At 33.9% G+C, this 14570-nt stretch carries 10 protein-coding genes; 1 reads left to right on the top strand and 9 read right to left on the bottom strand.

The window, feature by feature from the left end:
* Positions 1 to 35: 35 nt before the first annotated feature.
* The 3 genes from purL to ACQ0RB_RS09370 all read right to left on the bottom strand — a co-directional run bounded on the left by purL (position 36) and on the right by ACQ0RB_RS09370 (position 6896).
* Entirely contained in the window at positions 36 to 3698 is a 3663-nt protein-coding gene (gene purL / locus ACQ0RB_RS09380) for a phosphoribosylformylglycinamidine synthase (RefSeq protein WP_430498061.1), read from the bottom strand.
* A gap of 144 nt (positions 3699 to 3842) precedes the next feature.
* Positions 3843 to 5672: an endonuclease gene (locus ACQ0RB_RS09375; RefSeq protein WP_430498059.1), complete on the bottom strand. Its 1830-nt coding sequence runs from the start codon at positions 5670 to 5672 to the stop codon at positions 3843 to 3845.
* A gap of 9 nt (positions 5673 to 5681) precedes the next feature.
* Positions 5682 to 6896 (bottom strand): RsmB/NOP family class I SAM-dependent RNA methyltransferase, encoded by a 1215-nt coding sequence (locus ACQ0RB_RS09370; protein ID WP_129761291.1) that lies wholly within the window; start codon positions 6894 to 6896, stop codon positions 5682 to 5684.
* A 92-nt stretch (positions 6897 to 6988) separates the two neighbouring features.
* Here ACQ0RB_RS09370 and ACQ0RB_RS09365 point away from each other — a divergent pair, with 92 nt between their 5' ends.
* A complete protein-coding gene (locus tag ACQ0RB_RS09365) occupies positions 6989 to 8086 on the top strand; it encodes a WD40/YVTN/BNR-like repeat-containing protein (protein ID WP_430498056.1) in 1098 nt (365 codons plus the stop codon).
* Positions 8087 to 8117: 31 nt separating this feature from the next.
* Here ACQ0RB_RS09365 and ACQ0RB_RS09360 read toward each other — a convergent pair whose 3' ends face one another.
* The 6 genes from ACQ0RB_RS09360 to ACQ0RB_RS09335 form a co-directional block, all read right to left on the bottom strand.
* Complete coding sequence (locus tag ACQ0RB_RS09360) at positions 8118 to 8573, bottom strand: sensor of ECF-type sigma factor (RefSeq protein ID WP_430498055.1); 456 nt, start codon at positions 8571 to 8573, stop codon at positions 8118 to 8120.
* Positions 8574 to 8575: 2 nt separating this feature from the next.
* Positions 8576 to 9076, bottom strand: coding sequence for a hypothetical protein (locus ACQ0RB_RS09355; RefSeq protein WP_131508418.1), 501 nt, complete (start codon positions 9074 to 9076; stop codon positions 8576 to 8578).
* 32 nt (positions 9077 to 9108) lie between these two features.
* Complete coding sequence (locus ACQ0RB_RS09350) at positions 9109 to 9651, bottom strand: RNA polymerase sigma factor (RefSeq protein WP_129761295.1); 543 nt, start codon at positions 9649 to 9651, stop codon at positions 9109 to 9111.
* 307 nt (positions 9652 to 9958) lie between these two features.
* Entirely contained in the window at positions 9959 to 11782 is a 1824-nt protein-coding gene (locus ACQ0RB_RS09345) for an ABC transporter ATP-binding protein (RefSeq protein WP_430498052.1), read from the bottom strand.
* Positions 11782 to 13512: a phospho-sugar mutase gene (locus ACQ0RB_RS09340; protein WP_430498050.1), complete on the bottom strand. Its 1731-nt coding sequence runs from the start codon at positions 13510 to 13512 to the stop codon at positions 11782 to 11784. The genes ACQ0RB_RS09345 and ACQ0RB_RS09340 overlap by 1 nt, the downstream gene beginning before the upstream one ends.
* An 84-nt stretch (positions 13513 to 13596) precedes the next feature.
* On the bottom strand, positions 13597 to 14544 hold the full coding sequence (locus tag ACQ0RB_RS09335) for a glycosyltransferase family 2 protein (protein WP_131508424.1): 948 nt from the start codon (positions 14542 to 14544) through the stop codon (positions 13597 to 13599).
* Positions 14545 to 14570: the final 26 nt, after the last annotated feature.

Genomic DNA, 14570 nt, shown 5'->3' with positions numbered 1-14570 from the left:
GGTAATTTCTCTACTAAATTAATTAAAAAAAATAATTAGTTGTTCTCAATCCACTTTCTAGCATTTACAAAAGCTTCTAACCAAGGCGAAACTTCATCTTGTCGTCCATCAGGATAGTTTGCCCAGTTCCATTGAAATGTAGAACGCTCAATGTGTGGCATAGTCACCAAATGCCTTCCAGTTTTATCTGTCATCATAGCTGTATTAAAATCTGAACCATTTGGGTTATGAGGATATTCAGCATAACCATATTTTGCTACAATATTGTACTGATCTTCAGCATAAGGAAGGTTGAATTTTCCTTCACCATGAGAAATCCAAACACCTAATGTACTACCTGCTAGCGTTGAAAGCATAATAGAGTTATTCTCTTGAATTTTTACAGAGGTAAATGAGCTCTCGTGTTTATGAGAATCATTATGTACCATTTTACCATGCTGCTCATGCTCTGGATTAATAAGATCTAGTTCCATCATTAACTGGCAACCGTTACAAATACCAACCGAAAGCGTGTCTTCTCTTTCAAAGAAATTTTTAATGACTTCGTTGGCTTTGTCATTGTATTTAATAGCACCAGCCCAACCTTTAGCAGAGCCTAAAACATCAGAGTTTGAGAAACCACCAACAGCACCAAGAAACTGAATGTCTTCTAAAGTCTCACGACCAGAAATTAAATCGGTCATGTGTACATCTTTAACATCAAAACCTGCTAAGTACATAGCATTTGCCATTTCGCGTTCAGAGTTACTTCCTTTTTCACGTAAGATAGCAGCTTTAGGTCTTGGTTTGCTACCGTCAATACTAGGCAGTTTACCTGTAAAATGATTTGGGAATGTATATTGAAGTGGTTGTTGTTTGTAGTTGTTGTAACGAGCTTCAGCTAAACCATTTGCGGTTTGTTTCTGGTCGAGTAGGAAAGAGGTTTTGTACCACATATCTCGTAATCTCGAAACCGTCATGGTAAATACGTCGCTTCCGTTGATGATGCTTAATACATCAGCATCAGTTACTTTTCCAATGTTATGGAAGGTAATTCCTGCTTCAGACAATGTGTTTTCTACACTATTATCTGTAGATTGAATAACGATACCAGCGTTTTCAGCAAATAAAACTTTGAATGAATCTTTTTCAGCCAATTCAGTAATATCTAATTCTGCACCAAGATTGTTATCTGCAAAACACAATTCAAGTAAAGTTGTAATCAATCCACCAGAAGCCACATCATGACCAGCAACAATTTTATTATCTTTTATTAATTGCTGAATCGTGTTAAACACAGTTTTAGTATAAGCTGCACTTTTTACATTTGGTGTACTGTTTCCTACTTTATTATTGATTTGTGCAAACGAGCTACCACCAAGTTTAAAGTCGTCTTGAGATATATTGATATAATAAATATTTCCTTTATCCTTCTTGAAAACAGGTTCTACAACCTTAGAAATATCGTTACAATTTGCAGCAGCAGAAATGATAACTGTACCAGGAGAAATAACATCACCATCAGGATATTTTTGTTTCATGGATAAAGAATCCTTTCCTGTAGGTACATTGATGCCTAAGTCTATTGCAAAATCTGAAACAGCTTTTACTGCTTCATATAGTCGAGCATCTTCACCTTCATTTTTACAAGGCCACATCCAGTTTGCAGAAAGCGAAACACTCTGCAAACCATCTTTTAATGGTGCCCAAATAATATTTGTTAAGGCTTCGGTAATAGAATTGCGACTACCAGCCACAGGATTTATTAATCCTGAAATAGGTGAGTGGCCAATACTTGTGGCAATACCTTCTTTTCCTTTATAATCTAAAGCCATTACACCTACATTATTTAATGGAAGTTGTAATGGACCAGCACACTGTTGTTTGGCCACTTTACCACCAACACAACGGTCTACTTTGTTAGTTAACCAATCTTTACAAGCTACAGCTTCGAGTTGTAATAGTTGGTCTAAGTAATCGTAAAAGTTATCTGAATTATAGGATAGATCACTGTAGTTTTTGTCAACCGTATGATCTGTCATTATAGTTTTTGGAGAGCTACCAAACATGTCTTCTAAAGCCAAATCCATTGGTTTATCACCATTGGTTTTAGACTCAAAAGTAAAACGATGCTTGCCAGTAACCTCACCAACATCGTAGATAGGTGAACGTTCTCTGTCTGCAATTTTATGTAAAGTGTCTAAGTGCTTTTCTGAAATGACTAATCCCATACGCTCTTGAGACTCGTTACCAATAATTTCTTTAGCAGAAAGGGTAGGATCACCCACTGGTAATTTATCTAAATCAATGTACCCACCTGTGTCTTCAACCAATTCAGATAAACAGTTAAGATGTCCACCAGCACCATGATCGTGAATAGAAACAATTGAATTTTCATCACTTTCTACCATACCACGAACCGCATTAGCAGCACGTTTTTGCATTTCTGGGTTAGAACGTTGTACGGCATTTAGCTCAATACCACTGTCAAATTCACCTGTATCAGCAGACGATACAGCAGCACCTCCCATACCAATTCGGTAATTATCACCACCTAAAATTACGATTTTGTCACCTTCTTTAGGTGTGTCTTTTATGGCTTGATCTGCTTTTCCGTAACCAATACCACCAGCTTGCATAATCACTTTGTCATAACCGATTTTATCGCTGCCTTCTTGGTGTTCAAAAGTTAAAACAGAACCACAAATAAGAGGTTGCCCAAATTTATTTCCAAAATCAGAAGCTCCATTAGAGGCTTTAATTAGAATATCCATTGGAGTTTGGTACAACCATTTGCGCTCAGGAAACGCCTTTTCCCAAGGACGCTCTTCTTCTAAACGCGAATAAGATGTCATATAAACAGCTGTTCCGGCTAAAGGAATAGAACCTTTACCACCAGCAAGTCTATCTCTAATTTCTCCACCAGAACCTGTTGCAGCTCCATTAAAAGGCTCTACAGTTGTTGGGAAATTGTGTGTTTCTGCTTTTAATGAAATTACAGATTCAAAATCTTTAGTTTGGTAATATTCAGGAACATCAGCACGCTTTGGCGCAAACTGTTCTACAACAGGTCCCTTTATAAACGCTACGTTATCCTTGTATGCAGAAACAATATCGTTTGGATTTTGTTTCGAAGTTTCCTTAATCATTTTGAATAACGATGTCGGTTTCTCTTCTCCATCAATAACAAATGTTCCGTTGAAAATTTTATGACGACAGTGTTCTGAGTTCACTTGTGAGAACCCGAATACTTCAGAGTCTGTTAATGGACGACCAATCTTTTTTGAAACACCTTCAAGATATTCAATTTCTTCGTCGCTAAGCGCTAAACCTTCTTGTTGGTTATATGCCGAAATATCTTCAATATTCTGAATCGCTTCAGGTTGAATATTTATGGTAAAGATGTCTTGATTTAAGCTTGAAAACTTTTCAGAAATCATTGGGTCGTACCCTTTAAAATCTTCAGATGTAGAAATGAATTCTTCAATTCTAATGATGCCAGAAATTCCCATGTTTTGAGTAATTTCTACAGCATTTGTACTCCAAGGCGTTATCATTGCTGCTCTTGGACCAACAAAAAAAGCATCGAGAGATGCTTGTTCTATTTTTGGCTGGTCGCCAAATAACCATACTAATTTAGAAATGGTTTCTGTTGATAATTCTTTTGTGGCTTGAACAGCAAATACTTTGCTGTTTTGGTTTCCGAAGAAATGAATCATTATGCGTATGTTATAGTTGTGTTTTGAAAGTGCAAAAATACACTTTTTTTCGTGTAATGATGATTATTTCAATTATTGATTGTAGGATTTATTCACGAGGTTTTGAACAAAAAAAAGCGACTCTTACAAGTCGCTTTTTTAAGTTTAGTTTTTTATGAGCTTTTTGCTTAAGGTATAATTACCTTGTTTAATTCTTAAAATATAAACTCCTGTTGAAAGTTGTTCTGTATTTATTGTACTAGAATTGGTAATTACTTTTGATAAAACATGCTTACCTAAAACATTAAATATGTCAATTTGAGTTTCGGTTTGACTGTTAAGTTTAATGTTTAAGCTATTTTTTACTGGGTTTGGATAAATTGAAATAGCTTCTATACTATTTTCAGGTAAACTTAAACTTGAATAGCATGTCCAAGATAAATTATCCATTCCTACTCTGGCATCTCCTGAGTTATTATCCTCAATTACCACAGTTACATTTCCATCAACATTAATATCAGTAATAGTTGTAGTTTGTACAGTATCGCTATAAGGGATTGTGCCTGCAAGATTTCCATTTACCATTACATTTAAGGTTCCATCAGAACCAGAAAAGATACGTTGAGTAGTAATCGTAAAACTTCCAATACCACCACTAAGAGTAGGTGAGGTTAAAGATGCACCATCAGTAGTACCTCTATAATCTATTAATATAGCTCTGCTGCCTTCTATAGTTTCATCTGTTCTAGCTTCGGTAGCGTTCCAAGTACCACTATCTCCAGTCCAAGTTCTAGCATTATATTGAGAGCTGTTTGCTGGCATGTTTTCAAAATCTTCTGAGGCACACTCATCACCAATGGCTCCAGCTTCTGTTGTGGTACCATTTACTGAGTTACTTTGAGAAGATTCGTTTCCTGCAGCATCTTTTGCAATTACATAAAACGAATATGTGGTTTCTGGAGTTAAATTAACTACAGTTGCTGAATTTGTAGTAACCGTCATATTATATACACCATCTACATAAACATCATAAGCAGTAACACCTATGTTGTCAGTTGAAGCAGTCCAATCTAAAGAAATTGTAGTTGAACCTTCGTTAGTAACCATAAGATTGGTTGGAGTAGAAGGAGCTTCGGTGTCAGGAGTTATGTTCCAAATCATTTCAACGTACTCAGGATGGTCAACAAAAGGGTTTCTGTTACTCTGATGGTTGTAATAGATATTGTTATTTCGATCTATTTCTTTTTGAGAAACAGGGTCCATTTGGTGCCATGTTAGAAGTATACTTAAAAAAGGATCGTCTAATACTTTGTCTGAACTTCCGTCAAACATAGCATAGCTTCCCCAACTACTGATTTGATCTTCGTATCGTGTTACAAAATAGAAGTAGATACGAGCAATGTCTCCTTTAAATTCATCAATAGGTTCAAAAACTGTATTGGTATAACCAGCAGAGTAACCACTATTGAGGTTGCCTCCAAGTTTAGAACCATTTTGCGTTGGATTAGAAATACCATCTTGATTTACTAATTGACTATTATCAACTACTCCAAATGGATAATTGTTTCTAAAACCATTAACTCTACCATCTGTAGGTAAGAGATGGTGCGCATCGCTTCGCATTGGTGTGTTTTGGCTGAAAACAGATTGAGGGATAACGTGTTCTTTGTTATAGCAATCGCCTTCTCCACTGTAATTTCCACACTCGTCACTAACAGGAGAGAAGGTGTAAGGGTCTGATCCTGTTGGGTTTTCTGAATAAGGATCTAAAATGGTGTTACTTCCTGTTTCATAATAATTATCTAAATCATAAGAAGCAATAAAACCATCCATAGCATTATAACCTTGATCGTTATGGTTGTCTATAATGTTGTGTAGTTGCGTTTTTAAAGTGTAGCCAGTTCCTGTGGCACTATCGTAATAGCCTGCTGGAATTTGTGCAAAAGCTACAGTTGAAAAAATTAAAGTAGCTATTAAAGTGTAGAATTGTTTCATCTATTTAGTTTATTTTTTCTTTTCAAGTAATGCCATGTAAAACCCATCAAAACCTGATTTATGGGCTAAAATCTTTTTGTCTTTTACAAAGGTAAAGTCTTTTCCAGATTCCGATGTTAAAAATTTGTCAACTTGTTTTTGGTTTTCAGAAGGTAAAACCGAACATGTAGCATACACTAGTTTGCCACCAGGTTTTACCATTTTAGAGTATTGTTGTAATACCTCTTGTTGTGTTACTCTTATGCTGTCTAGAAATTCAGGTTCTAATTTCCATTTTGCATCAGGATTTCTACGTAAAACACCTAATCCCGAACAAGGAGCGTCAATTAAAACTCTATCGGCTTTGTCATAAAGTTTTTTGATAGGTTTTGTAGAGTCAATAACACGCATGTCAAAATTATGAACACCATTACGCTTGGCTCTGGTTTTTAGCTTTTTTAACTTACTTTCATAAATATCCATTGCAATCACCTGACCTTTGTTTTGCATCAAAGCAGCGATGTGTAATGTTTTACCACCAGCTCCAGCACAAGTGTCTACAACTTTCATTCCTGGTTGCACATCTAAAAAGTCGGCTACTAATTGAGACGATGCATCTTGTACTTCGAACCAACCATCTTTAAAGGCTTCGGTTTTAAATACATTAGCGCGTTCTTTTAATTTTAGAGCGTAAGGATAGTTATTTAAAAACTCGGTTTCAATATCTTCAGACTGAAGTTTTAACTGTAAGTCTTTTTTGTTGGTTTTTAAGGTGTTTACACGTAAGATAACTTCGGCTTGCTCATTTTGCATAGCAATTTCCTTAGTCCATGTATCTTCACCTAATTCTGCAATTCCAACTTCATCAATCCAATCAGGAATGGACTCGCGGAATTTTCTAATTTTTGATAATTCATCAAAGCGACCTTTAATTTTACGTGTTGGCGTATTTACAAAATACTTCCAATCAGGTAAACGAATACCTTTTAAGGTTGCCCAAACAGCAAACATTCGCCAAAGGTTGTCTCTGTCGTAAGGTGCTTTAACTTCAGCTATTTCAGCATATAAACGTTTCCAACGTACAATGTCGTAAGTGGTTTCGGCAACAAACGATCTGTCTCTGCTTCCCCAACGTTTATCACGCTTTAAAAGAGATTGAATTACCTTGTCGGCATATTCCCCTTCGTTAAATATCTTGTGTAAGCCGTCAATAACGGCAAAACATAAATTTCTATGTAATCGCATTGTAAAAAATTCAGCATGCAAAGATACGGTTAATATGTTGATTTATTTTAAAGTTGTGTTATATTTCTATTTTTAAGCAAAATATATTTGAAATGAGAATATTAGTTGTTGCTGTATTGCTAGTTATGTTATGTTCGTGTAATGATAAGGAAGCTAAAAGAAGCAATAGTTTTACAAGTGTTGAAATTGAAACTATTATTACAGAAGATTCATTATTAGATGTTAGAGCAATAAAAATTGCGAATGGCAAAGTTTGGTTTGCTGGTTCTAATGGTAATTTTGGTTTTGAATCAATTGATGAAATGAATAAAGAGAATTCAAATGTATTTGGTTCTTCAGATTTTGGTGAAAGATTGTCCTATTGGTCAAGACTTTTTAAATCAGATACTTCAGCGCTAGCTATTAGATCAATAGATAAGATTGAAGATGCATTATTTGTGTTATCAATAGCTTCACCAGCCATGTTATATAAATTTGAAGACAATGAAATTAAACTTGTTTACCAAGAAATCCATCCAAAAGCATTTTACGATTCTATGGATTTTTGGAACAACCAAGAAGGTATTGCTATTGGTGATCCAACTGATGATTGTATGAGTGTAATAATTACCAGAGATGGTGGAGAAACATGGACTAAATTGCCTTGTGAAGATTTACCGAAAACTATAAATGGCGAAGCAGCTTTTGCAGCAAGCGATACTAATATCGCTATAGTTGACAACCATACTTGGGTTGCTACAGGAGGAAAAGCAAGCAGAATTTTATATTCACCAGATAAAGGGGCAACTTGGGAAGTTTATGATACACCAATTATTCAAGGAAAAGAAACTACAGGAATGTACTCTTTGGATTTTTATGATGCACAACATGGTTTTGCAATAGGAGGAGATTATACCCAACCTAATGATACTATAGACAATAAAATACGAACAGAAGATGGAGGAAAAACATGGAGTGTGGTTGCTAACGGAAAAGGACCAGGTTATAGAAGTTGTGTGCAATATGTACCAAATAGTAATGCCAAAGAATTAGTTGCTGTAGGTTTTAAAGGAATTGACTACACTAATAATGCAGGAGATTCATGGAAACATCTTAGTGATGAAGGGTTTTATACCATAAGGTTTTTAAACGATTCAGTAGCTTATGCAGCAGGTAAAGGACGAATTTCTAAGCTTACTTTTAAGAACTAAAAAAAAGAGCCTGAAAAGGCTCTTTAATTATTTAGGGTTTGTTTTTTCGTTCTTGTCGACGTTTTTTAAACTCTTCAAACATTTTTCGTTTAAAATCATCTTCGATTTGTTTTAAAAGAATTATTTTTTTTGCAGAAAAAACTTCACGTAAACTGTTGATATAATTAACATGTAATTTGTGACGAGTATTGGCATTTTCAATAACATCATTTAATAATGATTCAGCTTCTTTATTTGACAGAGAGTCAAACTCTAATGAGATTCTTTTTCGAGTATTAGCTGAAGTTTTTTTCAATTGGTCGTCTTTTTCTTCATAAGCATTATATATAGGCCAAAACTTTTGTGCTTCACTTTCGGTAAGGTTTAAGTGTTCTGTTATAAATGCTATTTTTAGTGCGTTAATGCGTTCTTTTTTTTCTTCATGAGATTGAGAAAAAGCAGTTGCAAAAAGGCAAATAAAACAAAGGGATACTATTAACTTTTTCATTATTAATCAGTAATTAAATCTTCAACAGTTGTGTTTTCAATAATATAATTTTCAAGGGTGTTTTCGGTTATTGATAGTTCCGAAAAGTCGTAAATGCTAATATCATCATTGGTAACTAAAGAAGCAAAGTCCTCGTTGGTAAAATCTTCTTCACTAATGTAGCTTTCAATAGATGTTAGCTCTAGGTCATCAAAACTTATTTGGTCTTCAGAACCAAAAAACAAATTAAAAGCTAAAACCATACATGCTGCAATTGCTGCAACTGACGCTGTTTTTTTCCAATTAAACAACTTTATAACTTTGGTTTCTGGTTGCGTTTTCACAGCATCTAACACTTTTACATCTAAATTTTCAAAATAAGACTCAGGTGCTTTAAATCCATTAGTATCTATTTTTGAAGATAGCTTAGCTTGGTTTAGTATAGAATCGTCTAAACCTTCAAAATAGTTTTTTGGAGTTTTAAAGCCAGTTGTTTTAATATGTTCTAATTTTTTGTTTTTCATTTGTTTATTTGACTAAAATATACTCAAAAGGTTTAATTCGAGGTTAGGTAGTCTTCTATTTTTTTTACTGCGATATGGTAGGATGCTTTTAATGCTCCTTCGCTTGTGTCCAATATTTCAGCCATGTCTTTGTATTTTATATCATCAAAATATTTCATGTTGAATACAAGTTGTTGTTTTTGAGGTAACGTTGCAATGGCTTGTTGTAATTTTAATTGTATGTCATCGCCTTCAAAATACACATCAGCTTTTAAATTGGAAATTGAGTTTTGCTGAAGCTCTTCATTACTAATTTGAAGGTGTTTCGCGTTTTTGTTTAAATGAGTTATAGATTCGTTGGTAGCGATACGATACATCCATGAAAACAATTTACTATCTCCTTTAAAATTATGAATGTTCTTATATACTTTTATAAATGTATTTTGAAGTACATCATCAGCATCATCGTGTGAAATCACAATTTTTCGAATATGCCAATATAAGCGTTCCTTGTAAAGCGATAGTAATTCTTTAAAGGCTTGTTCTTTGGTGTTTTCGGTTCTTAATCTAAGTAATAGCTCTTTTTCGTCAGTCACTTATAAGTTTATTATTTAGACTTTTGAAAATATGAAAAGTTTAATTAAAAAAAGTGGATTTTTATTTTAAAATTTAAAATACTGATTTACAATATGTTAATGTAATTTTTATCGATTAAGTGTAGTTTTATTACGACGAAATGCATTTTTTTCTTGCTTTGTAAGAATTTTTGTTTTATGTTTACATCACCTAACCTACTAGCTTATTGCCAGTGTCCCCAAATCTGGTAATATAAAGAAAGGGATACATCCTATTTAGGATGTATCCCTTTTATATTTACTTATTTATTTTAAGTGAAATAGTAGCTTATTCAAAACTTTGCATGTCTACAAGTTTTTTGTAAACACCATTTAAAGCAATAAGTTCGTTGTGTTTGCCTTGTTCGGCAATTTCACCTTTTTGCATTACTATAATTTCATCGGCATTTTGAATGGTAGACAGCCTATGCGCTATAACAATTGACGTTCTGTTTTTCATCATGTTTTCTAGTGCAACTTGTACTAAGCGTTCGCTTTCTGTATCAAGGGCAGAAGTTGCTTCGTCTAAAATCATGATAGGTGGATTTTTTAAGACTGCTCTTGCAATGCTTAAACGTTGTTTTTGACCACCAGATAATTTTCCTCCAGAGTCGCCAATGTTGGTGTCTATTCCGTTAGGTAAATCTTTAACAAACTCCCAAGCATTGGCTACCTTTAAGGCTTCAATAATTTCTTCATCAGTAGCGTCTTTTTTACCAAGAAGAATATTGTTTTTTACAGACTCGTTGAATAATATTGAATCTTGAGTAACCAATCCCATAAGGTTTCTCAACGATTTTTTAGTAAGGTCTTTAATGTTTTCACCATCAATTTCAATGCTACCTTTAGTAACGTCATAAAAACGAGTTACAAGATTAGCAATTGTAGATTTTCCGCTACCTGATTGCCCAACTAAAGCAATAGTTTTACCTTTAGGTACTTTAATGGAAAAGTTTTTAAGTACTAGATCGTCTTCATATTTAAAAGACACATCGTTTATCGCTATTTCAGAATTAAAATCCGATTTGTTTTTGGCGTTAGGTTTATCTTCAAGTGGAGAAGGTGTGTTTAGAATTTCCAGTACTCGTTCGGCAGCAGCATTTCCTTTTTTTACACTATAGCTTGCTTTGCTTATTGCCTTTGCAGGTGTTAAGATATTGTATGCTAACCCCATATAAACAATAAATAAACCAGCCTCTAAGCTACCATCAATTAAAACCATTTGACCTCCATACCACAGTAGAATGGAAATAACCAAAATACCTAAAAACTCACTAGTTGGCGATGCTAAATTTTGACGGTTAAGTAGGTTGTTTGAAAACTTGTTGAATCGTGTTGTAGATTCTTTAAACTTTTCGCCAAATATTTTTTGAGAGTTAAAACCTTTAATCACTTTAAGTCCACCAAGAGTTTCTTCAATGATAGATAGTAGTTGACCTTGCTCACTTTGAACTCTATCAGAGCGCTTTTTTAAACTTTTTCCAATTCTGGAAATAATAAAACCAGAAACAGGAATAAAAATAAAAACAAACAACGTGAGTTTAGCACTAATGAGAAACATGGTAACGATTGTAAACAGTATCATTAACGGTTCTCTAACAATAAGCTCTAGTATCGACAAGAATGAAGTTTGTATTTCTTGAACATCGGTTGTTATTCTAGCAATAGTATCTCCTTTTCGTTTTTCAGAAAAGTAAGCGATAGGTAAATCTACCACTTTGTCATACAATTCATTTCTTATGTCTTTTAAAACACCGTTTCTTAAAAAGGTGATAAAGTACATTGCTAAATAGCTAAATAGGTTTTTTAGTAAAAACATACTTACTACCAAAACTACCATAAAAATAAGGACATCGTCATGTCCTTCATTAGCTTTTTGAGTAACAAAGTAATTTAAATAGCTTTCTAAATAATCTTTAATTTTAGAAATGCCTTCCCAAGTTGGCTTAGTGTTTATTTGTTTGGTTTTGTCAAATAACACATTAAGCATTGGAAATAGTGAAACCATAGCTAAAGTACCAAACAATGCATAAAAAACATTGCTTATTATATTAAGTACAGCATAACTTTTATAAGGTTTCGCAAAGCGAAGTATTTGCTTAAAGTAATTCATTAATTTATTTTCATGTCGTCAACAATGGCGTCAATTTTCGATTCCAATTTTTGTTCCACTGTTTTAAAGTCTGACACATTGTCTAATGTAGTATTTACGCTGATGTAAAACTTAATTTTTGGTTCGGTACCACTTGGTCTAAGTGCTATTTTACTACCATCTTCGGTATAGTAAATCAATACGTTAGATTTTGGAATATCAATGGCTTCTTCAGTATTGTTTTTTACATCTTTTGCAATAGATAATTGGTAGTCTTCAATTCTAACTACTTTTGAGCCATTAACTTCTTTTAACGGATTTTCTCTAGCATCAATCATCATTTGCTTAATTTCTTGAGCGCCTTCAATTCCTTTTTTGGTTAATGATATTAAACGCTCTTTATACAATCCATGTTCAGCGTATAAATCAATTAATGCTTCATATAGTGTTTTACCTTCAGCTTTTGCTTGAGCAGCAATTTCACAAGCTAAAAGGGTAGAGGTTACAGCATCTTTGTCTCTTACGAAATCACCAACCATAAATCCAAAACTTTCTTCACCACCACCAATAAAATCCATATTAGGGAAGTCTTTAATCATTTTAGCAATCCATTTAAAACCAGTTAAACCAATTTTGCATTCTACATCATAAGCATTTGCTAAAACCGACATCATAGGTGTAGATACAATTGTAGAGCCTACAAATTGATTACCATTGATTTTACCAGAGTTTTTCCATTGTTTTAATAAGAAATCAGTCATTAAAATCATGGTTTGATTACCATTTAAAATCACCAATTCATTATCTAGGTTTCTTACAGCAACACCCAAGCGGTCACAATCAGGATCAGTGCCAATTACAATATCTCCATTTACTTTTTCAGCAAGTTCCATAGCCATTTTTAAAGCTTCGGGTTCTTCAGGATTTGGTGATGCCACAGTAGGGAAATCGCCATTAGGTTGACGCTGTTCTTCTACTATATTTACATTGGTATAGCCAGCTCTTTTTAGAGTTTCAGGAACAGCAGTAATTGAGGTTCCGTGTAAAGAGGTAAATACAATATTTAAGTTTTCTCTAGCTTCTGCTGAGGTGTTAAAACTTCCGTTTTTTACTGAGTTATCAATAAACACATTATCAATAGCTTCACCTATGTATTCGATTAAATCTGTATTTGCTTCAAATTTAATTTCAGAATAATCCAACTTGTTTATTTCAGCAATAATTTCAGCATCTTGTGGTGGTACTAATTGTCCGCCATCTTGCCAATATACTTTGTATCCATTGTATTCTGGTGGATTGTGTGAAGCAGTAAGTACAATTCCGCAGTGACAACCTAAATGTTTTAGCGTAAATGAAAGTTCAGGAGTAGCTCTTAAATCTTCAAATAAATACACTTGAATTCCGTTTGCCGAAAATACATCTGCTACAACTTTACCAAAAGAGTTACTGTTGTGTCTACAATCATAAGCAATGGCAACTTTTATAGTTTCTCCAGAAAATACTTGTTTTAAGTAATTGCTTAGTCCTTGTGTGTTTTTTCCTAGCGTGTATTTGTTAATTCGGTTAGTGCCAAGTCCCATAATACCTCTCATTCCTCCAGTACCAAACTCAAGGTCCTTGTAAAAGCATTCTTTAAGCTCTTTTGGGTTGGTTGCAATTAAATGTTTTATCTGTTCTTGAGTGTTATCGTCAAAAGTTGGTGTTAACCAAGTGTTCACTCTCTCTAATAATTCTGGTTCAATATAAATCATAAGTTATCTGAAATTGTATATAACAAAAATAAACAATTAGGTAAATGTTAAAGTTTAATTAGGCGTTAATTTATAAGAAAAGGATTATAAATTTAGTTCATCCTTAACCAAATAGCGTTTTTTGTCCTGCTTACTTCTTAAAATAATCTCACCTAAAAACCCAGCAACAAAAAACTGTGTTCCAATAATCATTGTGGCTAGTGAGATGTAAAATTGTGGTCGTTGGGTTATGAGTCGACCTGTTGGGTTTAAAAAGAGTTTATCTATTCCTAAGTATAGCGCAAACCCAAAACCAATGGCAAACATAATCACTCCAAGAGCGCCAAAAAGATGCATAGGACGTTTACCAAAACGCGATAAAAACCAAATGGTGATAAGGTCTAGAAAACCATTAATAAAACGTTCCATTCCAAATTTGGTTTCGCCATATTTTCTGGCTTGATGTTGCACCACTTTTTCACCAATTTTAGTAAAACCAGCATTTTTGGCAAGCACAGGAATGTATCTGTGCATTTCACCATTAACATCAATGTTTTTTACTACTTTATTATTGTATGATTTTAAACCGCAATTAAAATCGTGCAATTTTACGCCTGATGTTTTTCGTGCAGCCCAATTAAAAAGTTTGGAAGGTAGATTTTTAGAAATTACGGAGTCGAAACGTTTCTTTTTCCAGCCAGAAACCAAATCGTAACCCTCTTTAACAATCATATTGTAAAGCTCAGGGATTTCGTCAGGATTGTCTTGTAAATCGGCATCCATAGTAATTACTACGTCACCTTTTGCTTTTTCAAAACCAGCGTGTAGTGCTTGCGATTTTCCAAAGTTTTTAAGAAACCTAATGCCTTTTACGTTTGGATTTTTATTAGATAACGATGTAATGGTCTCCCAAGAGCCATCAGTACTACCATCGTCAATAAATAGAATTTCATAAGAAAAATGATTGGATTGCATAACATTTGCAATCCAATCATGTAATTCTGTTAAAGAGTCGCTCTCGTTAAGTAGTGGTATGACTACTGATATGTTCATGTAAATGATTTCTAAATTCTATCGTT

Origin of the sequence: Gaetbulibacter sp. PBL-D1 (assembly GCF_050509525.1) — a bacterium.
In the GTDB taxonomy this organism is placed as follows: Bacteria; Bacteroidota; Bacteroidia; order Flavobacteriales; family Flavobacteriaceae; genus Gaetbulibacter_B; species Gaetbulibacter_B jejuensis.
The sequence above is the reverse complement of the archived record's forward strand: the minus strand, read 5'-3'. Positions and strand labels throughout refer to the sequence as shown.